This is a genomic window from Streptomyces sp. NPDC047515 (genome assembly GCF_040643055.1).
Taxonomy (GTDB): domain Bacteria; phylum Actinomycetota; class Actinomycetes; order Streptomycetales; family Streptomycetaceae; genus Streptomyces.
The window spans coordinates 44197-62493 of the sequence record NZ_JBEYTM010000017.1; the positions used below are offsets into that span (position 1 = coordinate 44197).

Sequence of the window (18297 nt, forward strand, 5' to 3'; positions counted from 1 at the left end):
AGCCTGGACGAAGACGAACACGGTGCGGCGGCCGACGTCGGCACGGGAGCGGGGACCCGCGCCGACCGGCAGAGACGGGGCGCACCCACTCGGCGCGCCCCCGTTCCGCTACTCGACGATCGCCATTTCGCGTGCGGTGCTGTTGAGGCGTCGGCCGCCGTCCTCGGTCACGGTCACGATGTCCTCGATCCGGACACCGAACCGGCCCGGCAGATAGATGCCCGGCTCCACGGAGAAGCACATCCCGGGCACCAGCGGCTGCTCCTCGCCCTCGATCATGTACGGCGGCTCGTGGGTGGTGACGCCGATGCCGTGGCCCGTGCGGTGGATGAAGCGTTCGCCGTAGCCGGATTCGGTGATGACCGCGCGGGCCGCCCGGTCGATTTCCTGGCACGCGATGCCGGGCCGGACCGCGTCGCAGCCCGCCTCCTGGGCCGCTCGCACGATGTCGTGGACCCGCTGCTCCTCCGCGGTGGGTTCGCCGACGTGGACCGTACGGGAGGTGTCGGAGCCGTAGCCGTGCTTGAGACCGCCGAAGTCGAGCACCACCATGTCGCCCCGCTCGATGGTGCGGTCGCCCGCCTCGTGGTGCGGATTGGCGCCGTTCGGACCGGAGCCGACGACCGTGAAGTCGACCTGGGAGTGCCCGAACCGCTTGAGCAGGGCGGCCAGTTCGGCGGCGATGTCGGTCTCCTTGCGGCCGGCGAAGCGCACCTTGAGGATCTCGCCGTACGTGGCGTCGGCGGCGGCCCCGGCTGCCGCGAGCCGCTCCAGCTCGGCGGCGTCCTTCACCGCGCGCAGCATCGGCAGGGCGTCGGTGAGGGAGACGTACGAGGTGTCCGGGAGCGTCCGCTGCAGTCCGAGCAGATGCATCGCCCAGGCGTTGTCGCTGACCGCGAACCGGCCCCGGCCGTCGAGCAGCGGGGCGGTGACGGCGTACGGGTCCTTGCCGTCGGTCCAGTCCCGGAGGGTGAGAGCAGGTGCGCCGACGGCCTTCTCGGCGTCCGGGGCCTCCAGGGTCGGGACGACGAGGACGGGGTCCTGACCGGCCCTGAGGACGAGGACGGTGAGACGTTCGGTGTTCACGGGCTGGTAGCCGGTGAGATGGACGAGGTCTGGTCCCGGGGCGACCAGCACTCCCGCGAGCCCGGCCTCGGCGGCGCTCTCGGCGGCACGCGCCATCCGGGCCCGGTAGTCGTCGGCGGTGAACGGTACGGGCTGGTGCGGGGTGGACATGCGAAACCTCCTGGCGGCGCTACACGGCACACAGCATCCTGCCCGTGCGCGCCGCTCCACGCGAGCGGGAATCAGGTTTCCGGCCTCGCCCGCACCACGAGGTCGGCGCGCGAACGCCCCCGCTCGACCAGGCGCGCGTTCGGCTCGTCGGACTCGGCCACCCAGCGCTCCGCGCGGGGCCGCGGCTTGCCGAACCGCACATGCCGGTCGACGAGCCGGCGTACCCGCAGGGCCGGTTCGAGTTCCAGGAACCACGCCTCGTCCAGCAGCCCGCGCACGGATGCCCAGGCTCCCTCGTCGTGCAGGAGGTAATTGCCCTCGGTGACGACGAGCGGAATGTCCGGGGGTACGGGTACGGCCCCGGCGATCGGCTCCTCCAGGACCCGGTCGAAGGCGGGGGCGTACACGACGGTGTCCGGTTCCGGGCGGCGCAGGCGTCGCAGCAGGGCGGTGTACCCGGCGGCGTCGAAGGTGTCGGGGGCGCCCTTGCGCCCGGCTCGGCCGAGCCGTTCAAGCTCGGCACCGGCGAGGTGGAAGCCGTCCATGGGGACGAGGACGGCGAGACCGCCGAGCGCCTCGACGAGCCGTGCGGCCAAGGTGGACTTCCCGGCCCCGGGTGGTCCGGCGATACCGAGGATGCGGCGGTGGCCGGGGACGGCGAGGCGCCGGGCGCGGGCCGCCGGCCCGGTGAGGTCGCTGATGTCCATGCGGGCATTGTCCTGCCACGCGCCCGACGGATGTCATGGCGGGTCACGGCGGGTGTCGTCGTGGCGCGGTCTACGCGGTTTCCCCGGAGGCGGATAGTGTTACGTATAACCAACCGGCTCGCCACACCGTTGCCCGCTCCCCTGCGAGGAGTCCCATGCCGCACATCGCCCTGGTCACCCTGGTCGTCCGCGACTACGACGAGGCCATCTCCTTCTACACGGACGCCCTCGGCCTCGAACTGGTGGAGGACACCGACCGGGGCGACGGCTCGCGCTGGGTGGTCGTGCGGCCGCGCGGCACCGAGGGGACGGGGCTGCTCCTGGCCCGCGCCAAGGACGAGGCGCAGCGGGCGAGCATCGGTGCGCAGGCGGGCGGCCGGGTCGGCTTCTTCCTGCACACCGAGGACTTCGCGGGCGACCACGCCCGGATGCTGGCCGCCGGGGTGCGGTTCCTGGAGGAGCCGCGGCACGAGGCGTACGGATCGGTGGCGGTCTTCGAGGACCTGTACGGCAACCGCTGGGATCTGCTCCAGCCCGAGTGAGGGAACCGCCCCGGCGCGCTCAGCGCGTGCTGCCCTCCAGGTACGCCAGTACCGCGAGCACCCGCCGGTGCACCGTGCCGTCGTCCGGTTCCAGGCCGAGCTTGGCGAAGATCGAGCCGATGTGCTTGCTCACGGCCCGTTCCGTCACCACGAGTTCGCCGGCGATGGTGCCGTTCGCCTTGCCCTGCGCCATCAGCTCCAGGACTTCGCGCTCGCGCGGGGTGAGGCTCTGCAGGGGTTCGGCCGACGACTTGCGGGTCAGCAGCTGGGTCACGACCTCGGGGTCGAGCGCCGTGCCGCCGCCCGCCACCCGGTCGAGCGCCTGGAGGAACTGGTCGACCCGGCCCACCCGGTCCTTGAGCAGATAGCCGATGCCCCGGGCGCCCCGGGCGAGCAGCTCGGCGGCGTACGTCTCCTCGACGTACTGCGAGAGGACCAGGATCGGCAGGTCGGGCAGCTCCGCGCGGGCGGCGATCGCGGCGCGCAGCCCCTCGTCGCGAAAGGTGGGCGGGAGCCGCACGTCGAGCACTGCGGCGTCCGGGCGGTGTTCCAGCAGGGCCGGCAGGATCTCGGGCCCGGTCGCGGCGTCGGCCACCACTTCATGGCCCGAGCTGGTGAGCAGCAGGATCAGGCCCTCGCGCAACAGCGCGTTGTCCTCGGCGATCACGATCCGCACGGCAGCTCCACTTCGATGTTCGTCGGCCCCCCGGTGGGGCTGCTGATGCGGGTGGCGCCGTCGAGGGCGGCGATCCGTCGCCTGATACCGACCAGCCCGCTGCCGGCGCGTTCGTCCGCGCCGCCGTGCCCATCGTCGCCGATGACCACCCGCAGGGTGGCGGGGGCCCGGTCGATCCGCACGGTGGCGGCCGTGGCGCCGCTGTGCTTGGTGATGTTGGTGAGGGCCTCGGCGATCACGAAGTAGGCGGCGGCCTCGATCGCGGCCGGGAGCCGTCGCCCGTCCTCGACACCGTCGAGCTGCGCGGTGACGGGCACGCCGGCACCGGCGGCCAACGCCCGTACCGCGCCGGCCAGTCCACGGTCCGTCAGTACGGGCGGATGAATGCCGCGCACCACGTGCCGCAGCTCCGCGAGGGCCTCCTCCGCGCCGTCCTGTGCCTCGTCGAGGCGGACGCGGGCGGCGGACGGATCGCGGTCGAGGAGTTGTTTGGCGAGGCCGATGCGCATCGACAGGGCGACGATCCTGGCCTGGGCGCCGTCGTGCAGATCCCGTTCGATGCGGCGCAGTTCGGCACCGTGCGCCTCGACCGCCCCGGCCCGGCTCTCGGTCAGCTGGGCGATCCGGTCGGCGAGGGCGCTGGACGGCGACCGGGTGAGCAGGGACCGGGTCCAGGTCGCCGACAGATCGGCGAGTACGGCGTGCCAGCGCAGCACCCACCCCTGGCGCACGGGCTGCGGCGTGCCGTACTCGTCGGCGGACCGCCGGTCCAGCAGATGTGCCACGGACAGCGCGGCTCCGTCCACGAGCAGCCCGACCGGCCACAGCACCATGGCGAGGTAGCCGAGGACGTTGCCCATGAGCGCCTGGATCGGCAGCCAGAGCGCGTCGCGCCAGACCGTCGGGTCGGTGAGGACGCAACGGACCCGTTCGGAGAGCTCACCGCCGTCCAACGGGAGGTACGGCGTCGGCGTGAACGGAACACCGAGCCGCGCTGCCGCCCTGCGGCGCTCGAACTCCGCGAACCGGCGCAGCACCTTGGCGGCCTCGGGCAGGGCCGGCAGCCCGATGAGCACGACGGCGAACAGCAGGGCCGCCACCACCAGGAACGTGCCCACATACGCGGCCAACGCGATCGGAACGCCGACGAAGAGATAGCGCGAGGCATCCCACGAGCGCCGGATGGCGGCCGTCAGCGGAGGAGTGGTGCTCATGACGCACCACGTTACGGGGGGTTCGGCCACCGCCGCAGTGGGGCTCTCCCCCCACCCCTGGTGAAGCTGGCTGCACCCCGTTCGCGGGAGCGCACACCCTCGCGCGAGCATTCTCACCCGCATAGCGTCTACGCAGGTCAGAAGGCATAGGCGGAGAAGGTGCATGCGGTGGAGTCGACGGTGGACACGATCACAGCGACACGGGCAACTGCGCTGAGTCTGGAGTCGGTGAGCCGACGCTACGGTCGGCGGGGCGGCGGCCAGGAGGCGACCGCGCTCGACGCGGTGAGCTGTACGGTCCCGGCCGGGAGCTTCACCGCGGTGGTGGGCCCCTCGGGATCGGGAAAGAGCACGTTCCTTCAGTGCGCGGCGGGCCTGGACCGCCCGACATCGGGGACGGTACGGATCGGGGGCACCGATCTCGGCTCGCTGTCGGAAGCCGCGCTGACGCGACTGCGCCGGGACCGGATCGGTTTCGTCTTCCAGTCCCACGCCCTGAACCTGGTGCCTTCGCTGAGCATCGAGGAGAACGTCGTACTGCCTCTGGTGCTGGCGGGCGCCGATCCGGCGGACGAGCGGGTGCTGACCCGCGGCCGGGATCTGCTGGCCCGGGTCGGCCTGACGGGTCGCGGTGCGCAGGGCCCCGCGACGCTCTCGGGCGGCCAGCAGCAGCGGGTCGCGGTGGCACGGGCCCTGGTGACCGAGCCCGATGTGATCTTCGCGGACGAGCCGACGGCTTCCCTGGACCCGGAGTCGGCGGCGCTGGTGCTCGGTCTGCTGCGGGACGCGGTGCGGGTCGACGGCCGTACGGTCGTCATGGTCACCCATGATCCGATGGCAGCGAGCCGGGCGGACACCGTGCTGATGATGGACGGCGGCCGGCTGCGATGAGCACGGTCACACCGGCGGACACGCAGAGGCCGCACAAGGACGCGCGATCCGGGATGCGGCGGGCTTCGGCGTTCCTCGCCCGGCGTTCGCTGAAGACCCATCGCCGGGCCTGGACCGCGGTGTTCGCCGCGACGACGGCCACCGCCGCACTGATCGGCGCGTTCGCTTTCGTCATCGGTTCGCTGCTGCTGGCGAAGCCGCCGCTGGAGCGCCATGCCGGGGCCGACGCGGTGGTGGCGGCCGACCAGCAGGTGACGTACACGGTGAAGCCGTGGGGCAGTAAGCCGAAGACCGCGACGGCGTATCTGGCGGAACGGGTCCGTCTGGACCGCTCGGTGGTGGCGAAGGCGGCCGGCGCCGACGGGGTCGCGAAGGCCGTCGCCGACGATTCGGTTCCGGTGGCTGTGGGCGGCGGGAGCGGAGGCACCGGCGGCGGAGCCTCGGCTGTCGGCCGTTCCTGGGCGTCCGCCGCGCTCACTCCGTACCGGCTGGCCGAAGGGCACGCGCCGAGGACCTCCACCGAAGTGGTCATGGACAGCGCGCTGGCGGCCGCCGGGAACGAGCCGGGCGACCGGGTGACCTTGCAGATCGACGGGGCTCCGCGGCCGTACACCGTCAGCGGCGTTGCCGACACCGGTCACCGCGGCGGCACCCCCGCCGTCTTCTTCACCGAACGGCGGTTGACCGCCCTGGCCGGGCACCCGGGCACGGTCGATGCCATCGGCATCGTCGCCGAGAAGGGCGTGTCCGCGGACGCGCTGCGGGCGTCACTGGACAGAACGCTGCCCGACCGCACACACGGCGACCACGAGATACGGGTCCTCACCGGTCCGGAGCGCGGGCAGGCCGAGTACCTCGACGCGCTCGGCAGGCGCGGCGATCTGCTGAACATGCTCAGTTCGATCACCGGAACGGTCTTCATGGTGGCGCTCCTGGTGATCGCCACCACGCTCTCTCAGGCGGTCCACCAGCGCTCCGGCGAACTGGCTCTGCTGCGTGCGGTCGGGGCGACGCCCCGTCAGCTCAGGTCGGCCGTCGGCCGTGAGACGAGCCGGGTGGCCGGCGCCGCGGCGGTGCTGGGCGGGATCGGAGCCGTTCCGCTGGGGCTGCTGGTGCGGTCCCTGCTGGCCACGGACCCGCTGCCGCTGCCCGTACCGGTGTGGCTGTCGTTCGTCGCGGGCGCCGTGGGCGCGGTGCTCGTCACGCTCGCGGCCCGTCCGGTGGCGATGCTCGCGGCCAAGTCCATCACCGGGCTGCGGCCCGCCGCGGCGCTGGACGCGGCCCGTGCGCCCGAGCCGGGCGAGCCGGGCCGGGTGCGTACGGGCGCCGGAGCGGTGCTGGCCCTCGCGGGCGTCGGTTCGGCGGGCGCGGCGACGGTACACGGCGGGCAGGCCGGCGCGGTGGCGGCCTCGGGTGCGGCGACCTCGCTGATCATCGCAGTGGCGCTGCTCAGTCCGTGGATCGCCCGGACGGCGATGCGAGTGCTCGGCACACCGATACGGCGGGTGGGCGGGGTCTCCGGATTCCTGGCCGCCAAGTCCGCCGCCGCGCACCATCGGCGCCTCGGTGCGGCGATCACCCCGATCGTGCTGGTCGTCGCCTTCGTCTGCGTACAGCTGGCGGCCGACTCGACCATGGAGCGGGCCGCCGACCAGCAGGCCGCTGCCTCACTCAGGGCGAACCTGGTGGTGACGGGTCCCTCCACCGGACTGCCGCCCACTGCGGCACAGGTGGTGCGGGAGGCGCCCGGAGTGACGGCGGCGACCGGTGTGCTGCGGTCGACCGTCGTCCTCGCCCGTCGCGAGGTGGGCGATCCGAAGCTGGACCGGCTCCCCGTGCTGGGCGTGACGGCGGACCAGCTGTCCGGCACGCTCGATCCGCACGTCACGGCGGGCGATCTGACGGACCTCACCGGCCGGGGCACGGTCGCGGTCGGCAAGGACCGGGCCGCCGATATCGGCGTGGGCACCGGCGACACGGTGAAGCTCCGTCTCGGCGACGGTACGGAGGTACGGCTCCGCGTGGTGGCGATCTACGAACGGGCGCTGGGGATCGGTGAGTTCATGCTGCCGCGCGAGACCCTGGCCGGGCATGTCTCGGCCCCGCGCGACCAGCGGATCCTGATACGCACGGCGGACGGCGGAGCGGCTTCGGCTTCGGGGGTGCGCCGTGCGCTCGCCCCGTACGCGGGTGTACAGGTCCGTGCCGCGACGGCGGACGACATACGGATCGCCCCGTCGGCCACGGGCGGGAAGAACGCCTTGACCGTCATCGGTGTGGGGGTGATCGGCGGCTTCGCGCTGCTCGCGGTGATCAGCACGCTGTCCCTGATCACGGTGGGCCGCCGCGCGGAGTTCCGCCTGCTGCGCATGGTCGGCGCGGGCCGTCGGCAGGTGAGGCGGATGGTGGTCCTGGAGACCGGTCTGGTGACGGTGACGGGCCTGGCGATCGGCACGCTGGTCGCGGCGGTCCCGCTGGTGGCCTTCGCCGTGTCGACGACCGGTTCGTTGCCCTACCTGCCACCGGTGCGGTACGGGGTGCTGGTACTGGCCGTGGCGGTGGCGGCGGGTGCGGGAACGATGTGGCCGGGCCCGTCCGGCGGCCGCTCCGTCCTCAAGCGCCGCGGGTGAGCCCGTACGGCACGACCGGGCCCCACCCACCGACGCAGATCGGGCCCGTCCCGCGATGGAGGGCGACGCCCGCCGTGGGCGCGTGCCGGGGAAGGCGCTCGACGTGCCCGCCCCGGCGCGCGTCACGTCGAAACCGGCAGGAGCAGGGCCCCCTCCCGTACCGCCGCCGCGGCCAACGCGTCCAGCACCGGCGCGATCAGCGGGTGGCCCTCCGCCCCGTGCCGCACCGCGGCGAAGACCCGGCGGGTGGGGGCGCTGCCCGCCACCGGGCGCACCACCACCGCTGTCAGCTCCATCCCCTGCAACGCCGACCGCGGCACCAGTGCCACCCCGGCACCCGCGCCGGCCAGCGCCACCACCGCGCGGAAGTCGTCCGAGGAGTGCTCCAGCCTCGGCTGGAACCCGGCGAACTCGCAGGCCAGGACCACCACGTCATGGCACGGATTGCCGGGGTACGGGCCGATCCACGGGTCCTTCTCCAGGTCGGCGATCGCCACCTGTTCCCGGTCGGCCAGCCGGTGCCCCACCGGCAGCACCGCGTCGAACGGTTCCGAGTAGAGCGGCACCCGGGTCAGCCGTCGGTCGTCCTCGCCCGGCGCGCCCCGGTATTCGACGGCGACCGCGACATCCACCTGCCGGTCCAGCACCATCGGCACGCTCGCATCGCCCTCGGCGTCCTGGACACGGACCCGGATGCCGGGTGCGGTGAGGGTCAGTTCGGCGATCGCGGGGGCGAGCACCAGGCCGATGCCGGTGGCGAACGCGGCGACCGTGACCGTACCGGCGTCCCCCGCGCTGTACGCGGCGAGCTCCGCCTCGGCCCGTTCCAGCTGGGCCAGCACCGCGTTGGTGTGGTTCAGCAGGATCTCCCCGGCGGGGGTCAGGCGGGCGCCGCGCGCGTTGCGTTCGACCAGTCGGTGCCCGGTCTCCTGCTCCAGTGCGGCGAGCTGCTGGGAGACCGCGGAGGGCGTGAGGTACAGCGCGGCGGCTGCGGCGGTCACCGTGCGGTGGTCAGCCACCGCACGGAGAATGCGCAGCCGCCGTGCATCGATCATGTGCCCCATTGTCCCAGGTCACGGAGGGAACCCGGCCGCCCGGGTGAGGCTCCCGGACGAGGACGAGGACGCGGGCGGGGCGCCGTACGGCGCCCCGCCCTCGGCACCGCTACTCCCCCAGCGCGGCCCGCGCGTCGACGAACGCGTCCACGGCCCGGTTCACATCCGCCGTGGAGTGCGCGGCGGAGAGCTGGACGCGGATCCGGGCCGCACCCTGGGGGACGACCGGGTACGAGAACCCGATCACGTACACACCGCGCTCCAGGAGCAGTTCCGCCATCCGGCCTGCCTTCGCCGCGTCCCCGATCATGACGGGGGCGATGGCGTGGTCGCCGGGCAGGATGTCGAAGCCCTCCTCGGTCATCCGGGTACGGAAGAGCGCGGTGTTGGCATTGAGCTGCTCGCGCAGGTCGCCCGCGGCCTCCAGCAGGTCCAGGACCTTGAGCGAGGCCGCCGCGATGACCGGGGCGAGCGAGTTGGAGAAGAGGTACGGGCGGGAGCGCTGGCGCAGCAGCGCGACGATCTCGGCGCGGGCCGCCACGTAGCCGCCGGACGCACCGCCGAGCGCCTTGCCGAGGGTGCCGGTGATGATGTCGACGCGGTCCATCACCTCGTGCAGCTCGGGCGTTCCGCGTCCGCCGGGGCCGACGAAGCCGACGGCGTGCGAGTCGTCGACCATGACCATGGCGTCGTAGCGCTCGGCCAGGTCGCAGATCTCGCGCAGCGGGGCGACATAGCCGTCCATGGAGAAGACGCCGTCGGTGACGACGAGTCGGCGCCGGGCCCCGGACGCCTCCTTGAGCTGCGTCTCCAGGTCGGCCATGTCGCGGTTGGCGTAGCGGAAGCGCTTGGCCTTGGAGAGGCGGATGCCGTCGATGATGGAGGCGTGGTTGAGGGCGTCGGAGATGACCGCGTCCTCGGGGCCGAGGACGGTCTCGAAGACACCGCCGTTGGCGTCGAAGCAGGAGGAGTAGAGGATCGTGTCCTCCTGGCCGAGGAACGTGGAGAGCCGCTGCTCCAGCTCCTTGTGGACCTCCTGGGTGCCGCAGATGAAGCGGACCGAGGCCATGCCGTAGCCCCAGCGGTCCAGGGCCTCGTGGGCGGCGGCGATCACCTCGGGGTGGTCGGCGAGGCCCAGGTAGTTGTTGGCGCAGAAGTTGAGCACCTCACCGGGCCGGCCGCCCGCGGTGACGGCGACGCTCGCGGACTGCGGGGTGCCGATCACGCGCTCGGGCTTGTGGAGTCCGGCGGCCTGGATCTCGTCGAGGGTGGTGCGCATGTCGTCGCGTACGGATTCGAACATGAGGGTGTCTCCCAGCTGAGTACGGAGGCGGTCGAGGTCAGGCGGTCCAGTCGAGGATGACCTTGCCGCCGCGGCCGCTCGCCGCGTCGTCGAAGGCCGCTTCGAAGTCGCGGTAGCCGTACCGGCCGGTGATCACGGGGGCGAGGTCGAGGCCGCCCTCCAGCAGTACCGACATGGCGTACCAGGTCTCGTACATCTCGCGTCCGTAGATGCCCTTGATGGTGATCATCGAGGTGACGATGCGGGACCAGTCGACGGGGAACTCCTCGGACGGGAGCCCGAGCATGGCGATCCGGCCGCCGTGCGTCATGTTCTCGATCATGTGGCGCATCGCCTCGGGCCGCCCGGACATCTCCAGGCCGATGTCGAAGCCCTCGCGCAGTCCGAGGCGCTTCTGCCCTTCGTAGATGGTCTGCTCGCTGACGTTGAGAGCGAGGCTGACGCCGACCTTCCGGGCCAGTTCCAGCCGGGCCTCGCTGACGTCGGTGATGACGACGTGACGGGCGCCCGCGTGCCGGGCGACGGCGGCGGCCATGATGCCGATCGGTCCGGCGCCGGTGATCAGTACGTCCTCGCCGACCAGCGGGAACGACAGCGCGGTGTGCACGGCGTTGCCGAACGGGTCGAAGATCGCGGCGACGTCGAGGTCGACGGGGACCCGGTGCACCCAGACGTTGGACGCGGGCAGGGCGACGTACTCGGCGAACGCCCCGTCCCGGCCGACGCCGAGCCCGAGCGTGGAACGGCACAGGTGGCGGCGTCCGGCCAGGCAGTTGCGGCACTTCCCGCAGACCAGGTGTCCCTCGCCGCTGACCAGGTCGCCGACGTTGATGTCGAGGACATCGGCGCCGGTCTCCGCGACCTCACCGACGAACTCGTGCCCGAGGACGAGCGGGGTGCGTACCGCCTGCTGGGCCCAGCCGTCGTAGTTCCGGATGTGCAGATCGGTGCCGCAGATGCCGGTGCGGAGCACCTTGATCAGTACGTCCGAGGGGCCGATCTCCGGCTCGGGCACGTCCATCAGCCAGAGTCCCGGCTCGGCCTTCTGCTTCACGAGTGCCTTCACGGCTGCGGCTCCCTGCGCTGTACGGCGTGGTGTACCCCGGGCCGGGGGCAGCCTTGGGGGAAGCCTGCGGCCCGGGGAGGAATGAGAGGGACGGCATGGCAGCGCGCGTCGATCGGCTGCCGCGCACCATCCTCTTCCGTCACCGAGAAATCTGCCGCACCCCGCGCCACAGGTCCATCGAGGTTTTCTTAAGCGCGCCCGCAGCTGTGCTTCATGCCCGGTTCCTCCGTACGGGTTGCTCTCCGTACGGCACGGCCGCAAGGGCCGGCCGCCCCGAACAGGCGACCGGCCCTCGCACCTCCTCGTGATCAGTCGCCGATTTCCTGCGGCGGGTTGTCGCGGCCCGGCACCTCATTGGGCGCCAGGACGCGGCTGTCGCCCGGGTACGGCTTGGTCCATCCGGTGGAGGCGTACCAGGTGATCCGGTTCAGCTGCGCCGGGTTCACCTGGTCCTCGACGGGGTGGGAACCCCCCGTGCTCCTCGCCTGGATCGCGCTCCAGGCCTCCCACTGCGCGGCGACCTCCCGCAGATGTGCCGGCACCTGCGGGCGCTGCGCACCGCTGTCCGCCGCCTTGGCGGCAGCCGCCGAGGCGGGCTTCTTGAGGCCGTAGTCCAGCGGTATCCGGTTGGGCAGGCTGTTGTACGGCGTGAAGTCGGGCTTCTCGGTGAACAGGTCGCGCATGGGCTCGGCGGCCCGGTCGATCTGGTTCATCGGTTGGGCGCCGAGCATCTGTTCGATGGTCTTCACCACATTGATCTGGGTGTAGTACGTGGACGTGACCGCTCCGCGCTTGGCGTAGGGGCTGATCACCCAGAGGGGCGCGCGGTGTCCGTCGACGTGGTCGACACCGGCCTGCGAGTCGTCCTGGACGACGAAGATCGCCGTGTCCTTCCAGAACTTGCTGTGCGAGATCGTGTCGACGACCCGGCCGACGGCGAGGTCGTTGTCGGCGACCATGGCGGTCGGGTACGGGTCGATGCCGCTGGTGCCGTTGGTGTGGTCCTGCGGCAGCGCCATCATGGTGAAGTTCGGCAGCTCGCCCTTCTTCTCGTAGTCCTTGAAGTACCGCTGCCAGATGTCGACCCGGTACTGGTCGGGGATGTCGGTGTCGAAGGTCGGGTACTCCGGGTGGTTGATCCTGTTGACGGAGGGGACGTCGGAGGTCGACGGGTACGCCCCGATGGGGGTGTTGAGTTCCCCGGTCTCCTTGCCCTCCAGCACCTGGGAGTCGTGGTACCACTGCGCCCAGGTGGGTGCGCCGGTCGCCGGGAGGGCGATGTTGCCCGCGTACTCGCTGAAGTTGTCGACGGACTTGCCGGCCCGTTCCACGGTGTTCCAGAGGAATCCGCTGCGCTGGTAGGCGAGTGCGTCGTTGCCGAGCGAGGGGTAACTGCGGTACCAGGTACCGAATTCGTGCTCGATGTAGTCGTTGTTGTCGGCCTGGGTCAGCCAGTTGTGTCCGTCGGCGGAGAGCGTACCGACGTCGTAGAAGTTGTCGTTGATGCCGAACTCGTCCGCCAGCGCGTGCTGGTTGGGGGTGACGGTCCGGCCGAACTGGGCCAGGGACGGGTCGCTGTCGCCCTTGCCGATATCGCCGAGCACCTGGTCGTAGGTGCGGTTCTCCTTGATGATCAGGAAGATGTGCTTGATCTTGGAGGGACTGCCGAGCTTCGCCGGGATGACCTGCTCGCGGTCGCGCGCCGAGCCGTAGGTCTGCTTCTGCTTCAGCAGCTTCGCCCAGTCGTTGTTGACGAAGACCCGGTGGGTGAGCCCTGCGAGCTGCCGCTTGGACGGCATCGGGAAGGTGGTGACGGAGGCGGTGTCGTTGTAGGTGTTGTGACCGGTCGCCGTGCCACCGTTGTTGGGTCCGGCGCTCGGGCCCTGACTGTTCTGGCTGGGGGTGCCGCGGGTACCGATGCCCTTGGCGTTGGTGACGACCACGTCGCCGGTGGCACGGCTCACCTGGACACCGCTCGGGTACCAGTCGGTGGGGATCAGCCCTTCGTAGCGGACGGGGGCGATGCCGCCGTTCCAGCGGTACTGGGCCAGGGCGTTGTCCCGGCCCAGGCTGACGAGCAGGGTGTGGTCGTCGGTGAACGCGAAGGCGTTGGGGGCGCTGCCGACCGAGGAGCCGGGCAACGGGTTGACGTTGAACGTCTGGGTGACCTTCTTCGAGGTCACGTCGACGACGGAGACGCTGTCGTTGTTGGAGTTGGCGACGAGCAGTGAACGCCCGTGGAGCAGCAGGGCGCTGGGCTCCAGGCCGACGCGTACGGTCTTCGTCTCCTTCTCCGCGGCCAGGTCGACGACCGAGAGGGTGCCGTTGGTGACGGCGCCGTTCCTGGTGTCGGCGACCACCGCGGTGCCGTTGGAGAGGTTGGTGTGGTCGCCGTCCTCCGCCGGACGTCCGCCTTCGTCGGACACATAGGCCTCGCTGCCGGTCAGGACCACCTGGCGGGGCGCGTTGCCGACCGGGATCTCCTTGACCAGGGCGTTCGTCGCGGTGTCGATGACGCCGAGGGTGTTGCTGCCGTTGAGTGCGGCGTAGAGCTTCGTGCCGTCGTCGGACAGGGCCATGCCACTGGGCAGGGCGTCGCCGTGCGGGCCCTTGAGGGTGATCGAGGCGGCGGGCGCGGGGACGACGGTGCCGTCGCCGTTGACCGTGAACCGCAGCAGGGTGTGGGACTGCGGGAACCAGAGGCTCCTGCCGTCGGACGAGTAGAGCGGTCCGTCGGTGCCGGCCTTGCCGTCGCCGATCTTCTTGTCTCCGCTCGCCCCGGTGCCGACGCGCTGGAGGACGGCGCCGGTGGTGACGTCCATGAGGGTCAGATAGCCGGTGCCGTGCAGATAGGTGAGGGCGGCGAGGGTGCGTCCGTCGGGACTGAGTGTGCTGGACAGCATCCGCGCGTCGTTCACCAGGTGGCGGGTGCCGAACGAGGCGACGCGCTGGTTGCCGGGCAGCAATATGCCGCGGGCGGTCGTCGTCCCGTCGACCTTGCTGTCGCCGAAGCCGCCGAGTCCGCCGTTGATACCGACGGCGGTGGCGGCTGCCGTGGTGCCGAGCGCGGCCACGAGAGCGACGGCCGTGATCGCCGTACCGCTCATTCTCCTGAGGGGTTTGCCGAGCATCCTGCTCTCCTGTCGAGAACCGTGGCACCCGGTCCGGATGCCACGGCGACGCTAGGAGCCGGCCGTGAACGGTACATGCCGTGCCCATGTGTCGCCGCGGCGTCCACTCGGCGAACAGTGTGCACCCAACACCCCCTGAACAGCTGACAATTGTCCGTTACGACACGTCGAAGCAACCGTCGAACTCATAGAGCGGATTGGTACGGCTCACCCCGTCGATGTCCTTCATCAGCTGCTGTCCCACCTGGGTGGCGGGCCCCTGCGCCGTGAAACACCCGGTGGGCAGCACATGCACCTCGTACGTCAGCGGCCGGGTGACCCCGCCGGGCGACGGCCACCGCACCACACATGTCCAGTCGTCGGCGGCACCCCGGTCCGGTGAGGACTTCGAGCCGCGCTTGCAGTCCGCCCAGCGGTCGGGGCGCTCCGCCCGGTCGTTGCCGTGCCGGGCGCGCTGCTGGAGCATGTACAGATTGCTGAACTCCGGTCCGACCGCGCCTTCGAGGCGCTCCTTGGTGACGTCGGTTCCGGCGCATCCGCCGACCGTCACGATCGCCGCGGCCACGGCTGCGCCGGCGAGAGCGATCCGTCGCGTCATCGCGTTCATCCCTTCGTGAAGTCGCGTCGCAGCATGAGAAAATGACTAGCCGTCAGGAACATGACGGCGCAGCCCGCACTGACGTACGCCCCGGTCACCAGTGGCTGGTGGAAGGCCGGGGCAGTGGTCAGTCCGTGCCAGGCGTCGAACGCGGTCGTCGGCAGGAGGCGACGGACCGGCCCGAGCCCGTCCACCAGCGACGCCAGTTGCAACAGCAGCCCGAGCACGGCGGGTGCGCCGATGCCGGCCGCGCTGTGCCGGGTGGCCAGCGAGAAGAACACCCCGAGCGCGGTGAAGGCGAGGCACGGCAGCAGCATGTACAGCCAGCTCTCCACGACGATCCCGGCCGCCCGGCCCGCCCCGATCTCCTGTCCGGACAGCCCGACCGGCGGTTGGTGACCGATGACCAGCACTCCGGCGGCCAGGCTTCCCGCGCCGAGCAACAGCACGACCACGGTCGAGTAGGTGACCGCCGCGAGGGTCTTCCCGGCGAAGACCTGCCCCCGGGTACGGGAGCGGGTGAGGATGGTCTTCCAGGTGCCGTGGTGGTCCTCGGACGAGAAGATGTCCCCGGCCACCAGGCAGACCAGCAGCGGCAGCGCCCACTGCCCGGCGAACCCGAGGACGACGAGCGGCACCGCGAACCCCGAGTCGTGCGCCCACCGCCCGAACAGCGTGTCCGACGGCAGGGTGTCCTGGGCCCTGAGCCCCAGCGCGAAGAGGAACGGCGCGACCAGGCAGAGCACGAGCACCGCCCTGATCCGCCACTGCGCGGTGAGCTTCTCCAGCTCCCAGAGGTAGACGGTACGGGCCCCGCCGCGGGGGCGCGCGGCGGTCCGCACGGCTTCGGTCGCCCCGACCGGGCTGTCATATGTCACATCGCTCATCGGTCCGACGCCTCCTCGGTCAGGCGGAGGAACTGCTGTTCCAAGGAGGTGGTCTCCAGCCGCAGTTCCCGTACGGGGATGCCGGCGCGCCCCAGTTCCAGCACGAACCGGTCGAGCGCCTCCTGCCGCGCCCGCACGGCGAGCCCGGCGACCCCCTCGTCCTCGACCGAAAGCCCCTCCGTGTCCGCCGCGGCCTTCACGGCCGCCCGGTCGTCGCCGGTCAGCAGCCGGTGCGCGGGGTCGGGGGCACGGTCACGGAGTTCGTCGAGTCCCCCGGCGTACACGATCCGGCCACGGTTCATGATCGTGACGGTGTCGCAGAGCAGCTCGACCTCGGCCATGTTGTGGCTGCTCAGCAGTACCGTGAGCCCGTCCCGGCCGAGCTCCCGCACCAGGGCCCGCATATCGCGCACCCCGGCCGGGTCCAGCCCGTTGGCGGGTTCGTCGAGCACCAGAAGCCGGGGCCGGCGCAACAACGCGGCCGCGATCCCGAGCCGCTGCCGCATCCCGAACGAGAATCCACCGACCTTCCGCCGTGCCGCACCACCCAGGTCGACACGGTCCAATGCCTCGCCCACGGCGGTCCCATCGGCCCCGTTGCCGTCGTAGGCGGCCAGCAGCGTCAGGTTCCGCTCGGCGGACAGATACGGATAGAACCGCGGACTCTCGACAAACCCGGCCAGCCCTTCGATGCCCCCGCCCCCGGCACTGCGCACCTCGCGCCCCAGCACACCGAGTTCGCCCTCGTCGGGCCGCACGAGCCCGAGCACCATCCGCAGAAAGGTCGTCTTCCCGGCCCCGTTGGGCCCGAGCAGCCCATGGACTCCCCCGGCCCGGACGGTCAGATCGATCCGTTCCAGAGCGACCGTCGTGCCGAACCGCTTCCCCACCTCCCGCGCGACCACGGCCGCCGGTCCCGCGCCCACGTCCGAGCCGTCCAACCGCCCTCACCCCATCCGTCGCCGCTTCCCACGCGCGGCAACTTACGGATGATGAGCAACACTTGGGCGACGTTCAGACGAACAGCGCACGGTCGCGCATCGCGGAAGACACCCGCGAACGGCTCCGCGCGGACCGAGCGCCCGATGTCCGGGCCGCTCGGCCTGCGCCGTTCCTCACCGGTGGGGCCGGTGGCGCATCGCGATCGCGGCGCAAGCCGGGCAGGCCCTTGAACGCGAAAGGGCCGAAGGCTCCTCGGCCCGGCCGCGGCAACCGGCGCGATGGAGGAGACGGTCGATCAGCGTGTCCGAATGCGACAGGGAGTCGTCATTGCGGCCATGAGGCGCACCGGCCAGCATGGATGCATGCCCATGTCGCACCGGGTCGTCATCGCGGTCTTCCCCGATGTCGATCTCCTCGATGTCACCGGCCCGGCCGAGGTCTTCGCGCTGGCCAACCGGGAGACCGCGGGCCGCGCCGGCTACCGGGTCAGCCTCGCCGGGCCGGTTGCCGGTGCCGTCCGCACGTCGGCGGGTGTACGGCTGCTCACGGACGTGGCCTTCGACGACGTCGGCGGGCAGGTGGACACCCTGCTGGTGCCGGGCGCGGTCGACATGACCGACGGCGGCCCCGTCGCCCGGATCGACAGCGATGTCGTGGCGTGGGTGAAGGAGACCGCCCCGCACGCCCGCAGGGTCGCCTCGGTGTGTGTGGGCGCGCATGTGCTCGCTGCGGCCGGGCTGCTGGACGGGAAGACGGCGACCACCCACTGGTCGACGGCCGCCCAACTCGCCGCCGACCACCCGGACGTCACGGTCGACCCGGACCCGATCTTCGTCCGTACCGATCGCGGCCGGCTGTGGACCGGGGCGGGGATCAGCGCCTGCCTGGATCTCGCCCTGGCCCTGGTGGCGGAGGACCTCGGCGAGCAGACCGCGCTGGCGGTGGCCCGGCAGCTGGTGATGTATCTCAAGCGGCAGAGCGGCCAGAGCCAGTTCTCCGTGCCGCTCAGCCGCCCCGCCGCCGATCGCCGGGACATCGACGAACTGCGGCTGTGGATCGCCGACCACCTCGACGCGGACCTGTCCGCACGCACCCTGGCTGCCCGGATGTGCCTCAGCGAACGGCACTTCGCCCGCGTCTTCAAACAGGAGACCGGCACCAGTCCCGGCGCCTACGTCGAAGCGGCCCGCGTCGAGGTGGCCCGGCGCCTGCTGGAGACCTCCGACTGCCCGCTCGACCAGGTCGCGGCAGCCGCCGGGCTCGGCTCGGTGGAGACCCTGCACCGGGCGTTCAGGAGGCAGCTCGCCACCGCCCCGGCGGCCTACCGCCGCCGCTTCCGCACACAGGCCGCCTGACCTGTCCCACCCACGCGCGTCCCCGGCAGGTCCGCGGGGCGGAGGCCTCGCCACGCCCAGCGGA

General features: G+C 71.8%; 15 protein-coding genes. 4 read left to right on the forward strand and 11 right to left on the reverse strand.

The genetic code is table 11. The annotated features are described in order from the left end of the window. Nucleotides 1-108: 108 nt before the first annotated feature. Nucleotides 109-1236: an aminopeptidase P family protein gene (locus ABZ826_RS16750; protein WP_361447868.1), complete on the reverse strand. Its 1128-nt coding sequence runs from the start codon at nucleotides 1234-1236 to the stop codon at nucleotides 109-111. A 71-nt stretch (nucleotides 1237-1307) separates the two neighbouring features. Then, nucleotides 1308-1943 (reverse strand): nucleoside/nucleotide kinase family protein, encoded by a 636-nt coding sequence (locus ABZ826_RS16755; RefSeq protein WP_361447871.1) that lies wholly within the window; start codon nucleotides 1941-1943, stop codon nucleotides 1308-1310. A 155-nt stretch (nucleotides 1944-2098) separates the two neighbouring features. Here ABZ826_RS16755 and ABZ826_RS16760 point away from each other — a divergent pair, with 155 nt between their 5' ends. Further along, nucleotides 2099-2485: a VOC family protein gene (locus ABZ826_RS16760; RefSeq protein WP_361447874.1), complete on the forward strand. Its 387-nt coding sequence runs from the start codon at nucleotides 2099-2101 to the stop codon at nucleotides 2483-2485. Nucleotides 2486-2504: 19 nt separating this feature from the next. On the opposite strand, the gene ABZ826_RS16765 is transcribed toward ABZ826_RS16760, so the two are convergent. Both ABZ826_RS16765 and ABZ826_RS16770 read right to left on the reverse strand, forming a co-directional pair. Beyond that, entirely contained in the window at nucleotides 2505-3161 is a 657-nt protein-coding gene (locus ABZ826_RS16765; RefSeq protein ID WP_361447877.1) for a response regulator transcription factor, read from the reverse strand. Further along, the gene (locus ABZ826_RS16770; protein WP_361447880.1) at nucleotides 3149-4375 is read right to left on the reverse strand and encodes a sensor domain-containing protein; all 1227 of its coding nucleotides are present in this window, start codon (nucleotides 4373-4375) and stop codon (nucleotides 3149-3151) included. Before ABZ826_RS16770 ends, ABZ826_RS16765 begins: the two co-directional genes overlap by 13 nt. Nucleotides 4376-4543: 168 nt before the next feature. Here ABZ826_RS16770 and ABZ826_RS16775 point away from each other — a divergent pair, with 168 nt between their 5' ends. Then, the gene (locus ABZ826_RS16775) at nucleotides 4544-5266 is read left to right on the forward strand and encodes an ABC transporter ATP-binding protein (protein ID WP_361447883.1); all 723 of its coding nucleotides are present in this window, start codon (nucleotides 4544-4546) and stop codon (nucleotides 5264-5266) included. Between the two features lie 53 nt (nucleotides 5267-5319). Further along, nucleotides 5320-7896, forward strand: coding sequence for an FtsX-like permease family protein (locus ABZ826_RS16780; RefSeq protein ID WP_361447886.1), 2577 nt, complete (start codon nucleotides 5320-5322; stop codon nucleotides 7894-7896). Nucleotides 7897-8018: 122 nt separating this feature from the next. On the opposite strand, the gene ABZ826_RS16785 is transcribed toward ABZ826_RS16780, so the two are convergent. From ABZ826_RS16785 to ABZ826_RS16815, 7 genes are all read right to left on the reverse strand, one after another. Further along, the gene (locus tag ABZ826_RS16785; RefSeq protein WP_361447889.1) at nucleotides 8019-8951 is read right to left on the reverse strand and encodes a LysR family transcriptional regulator; all 933 of its coding nucleotides are present in this window, start codon (nucleotides 8949-8951) and stop codon (nucleotides 8019-8021) included. Between the two features lie 109 nt (nucleotides 8952-9060). Next, nucleotides 9061-10254, reverse strand: coding sequence for a glycine C-acetyltransferase (locus ABZ826_RS16790; RefSeq protein ID WP_361447892.1), 1194 nt, complete (start codon nucleotides 10252-10254; stop codon nucleotides 9061-9063). Nucleotides 10255-10291: 37 nt separating this feature from the next. After that, the gene (tdh, locus tag ABZ826_RS16795; protein ID WP_361447895.1) at nucleotides 10292-11320 is read right to left on the reverse strand and encodes an L-threonine 3-dehydrogenase; all 1029 of its coding nucleotides are present in this window, start codon (nucleotides 11318-11320) and stop codon (nucleotides 10292-10294) included. A gap of 308 nt (nucleotides 11321-11628) precedes the next feature. Then, nucleotides 11629-14451 (reverse strand): bifunctional YncE family protein/alkaline phosphatase family protein, encoded by a 2823-nt coding sequence (locus ABZ826_RS16800; RefSeq protein WP_361447898.1) that lies wholly within the window; start codon nucleotides 14449-14451, stop codon nucleotides 11629-11631. Nucleotides 14452-14608: 157 nt separating this feature from the next. Continuing rightward, nucleotides 14609-15049, reverse strand: coding sequence for a hypothetical protein (locus tag ABZ826_RS16805; RefSeq protein ID WP_361447901.1), 441 nt, complete (start codon nucleotides 15047-15049; stop codon nucleotides 14609-14611). Nucleotides 15050-15054: 5 nt separating this feature from the next. Further along, nucleotides 15055-15936: an ABC transporter permease gene (locus tag ABZ826_RS16810; protein WP_361447904.1), complete on the reverse strand. Its 882-nt coding sequence runs from the start codon at nucleotides 15934-15936 to the stop codon at nucleotides 15055-15057. Further along, the gene (locus ABZ826_RS16815) at nucleotides 15933-16877 is read right to left on the reverse strand and encodes an ABC transporter ATP-binding protein (protein ID WP_361447907.1); all 945 of its coding nucleotides are present in this window, start codon (nucleotides 16875-16877) and stop codon (nucleotides 15933-15935) included. The genes ABZ826_RS16810 and ABZ826_RS16815 overlap by 4 nt, the downstream gene beginning before the upstream one ends. A 363-nt stretch (nucleotides 16878-17240) precedes the next feature. On the opposite strand from ABZ826_RS16815, the gene ABZ826_RS16820 reads away from it, so the two are divergent. After that, a complete protein-coding gene (locus ABZ826_RS16820) occupies nucleotides 17241-18233 on the forward strand; it encodes a helix-turn-helix domain-containing protein (protein WP_361447910.1) in 993 nt (330 codons plus the stop codon). The last annotated feature ends 64 nt before the right edge of the window (nucleotides 18234-18297 follow it).

Bases quoted from the DNA above. Each gene is read 5' to 3' on its own strand.
- ABZ826_RS16750 (WP_361447868.1), bottom strand. From the start codon at position 1,236: ATGTCCACCCCGCACCAGCCCGTACCGTTCACCGCCGACGACTACCGG.
- ABZ826_RS16760 (WP_361447874.1), top strand. From the start codon at position 2,099: ATGCCGCACATCGCCCTGGTCACCCTGGTCGTCCGCGACTACGACGAG.
- ABZ826_RS16785 (WP_361447889.1), bottom strand. From the start codon at position 8,951: ATGATCGATGCACGGCGGCTGCGCATTCTCCGTGCGGTGGCTGACCAC.
- ABZ826_RS16770 (WP_361447880.1), bottom strand. From the start codon at position 4,375: ATGAGCACCACTCCTCCGCTGACGGCCGCCATCCGGCGCTCGTGGGAT.
- ABZ826_RS16790 (WP_361447892.1), bottom strand. From the start codon at position 10,254: ATGTTCGAATCCGTACGCGACGACATGCGCACCACCCTCGACGAGATC.
- ABZ826_RS16820 (WP_361447910.1), top strand. From the start codon at position 17,241: ATGCCCATGTCGCACCGGGTCGTCATCGCGGTCTTCCCCGATGTCGAT.
- ABZ826_RS16805 (WP_361447901.1), bottom strand. From the start codon at position 15,049: ATGACGCGACGGATCGCTCTCGCCGGCGCAGCCGTGGCCGCGGCGATC.
- ABZ826_RS16755 (WP_361447871.1), bottom strand. From the start codon at position 1,943: ATGGACATCAGCGACCTCACCGGGCCGGCGGCCCGCGCCCGGCGCCTC.
- ABZ826_RS16810 (WP_361447904.1), bottom strand. From the start codon at position 15,936: ATGAGCGATGTGACATATGACAGCCCGGTCGGGGCGACCGAAGCCGTG.
- ABZ826_RS16800 (WP_361447898.1), bottom strand. From the start codon at position 14,451: ATGCTCGGCAAACCCCTCAGGAGAATGAGCGGTACGGCGATCACGGCC.
- ABZ826_RS16780 (WP_361447886.1), top strand. From the start codon at position 5,320: ATGCGGCGGGCTTCGGCGTTCCTCGCCCGGCGTTCGCTGAAGACCCAT.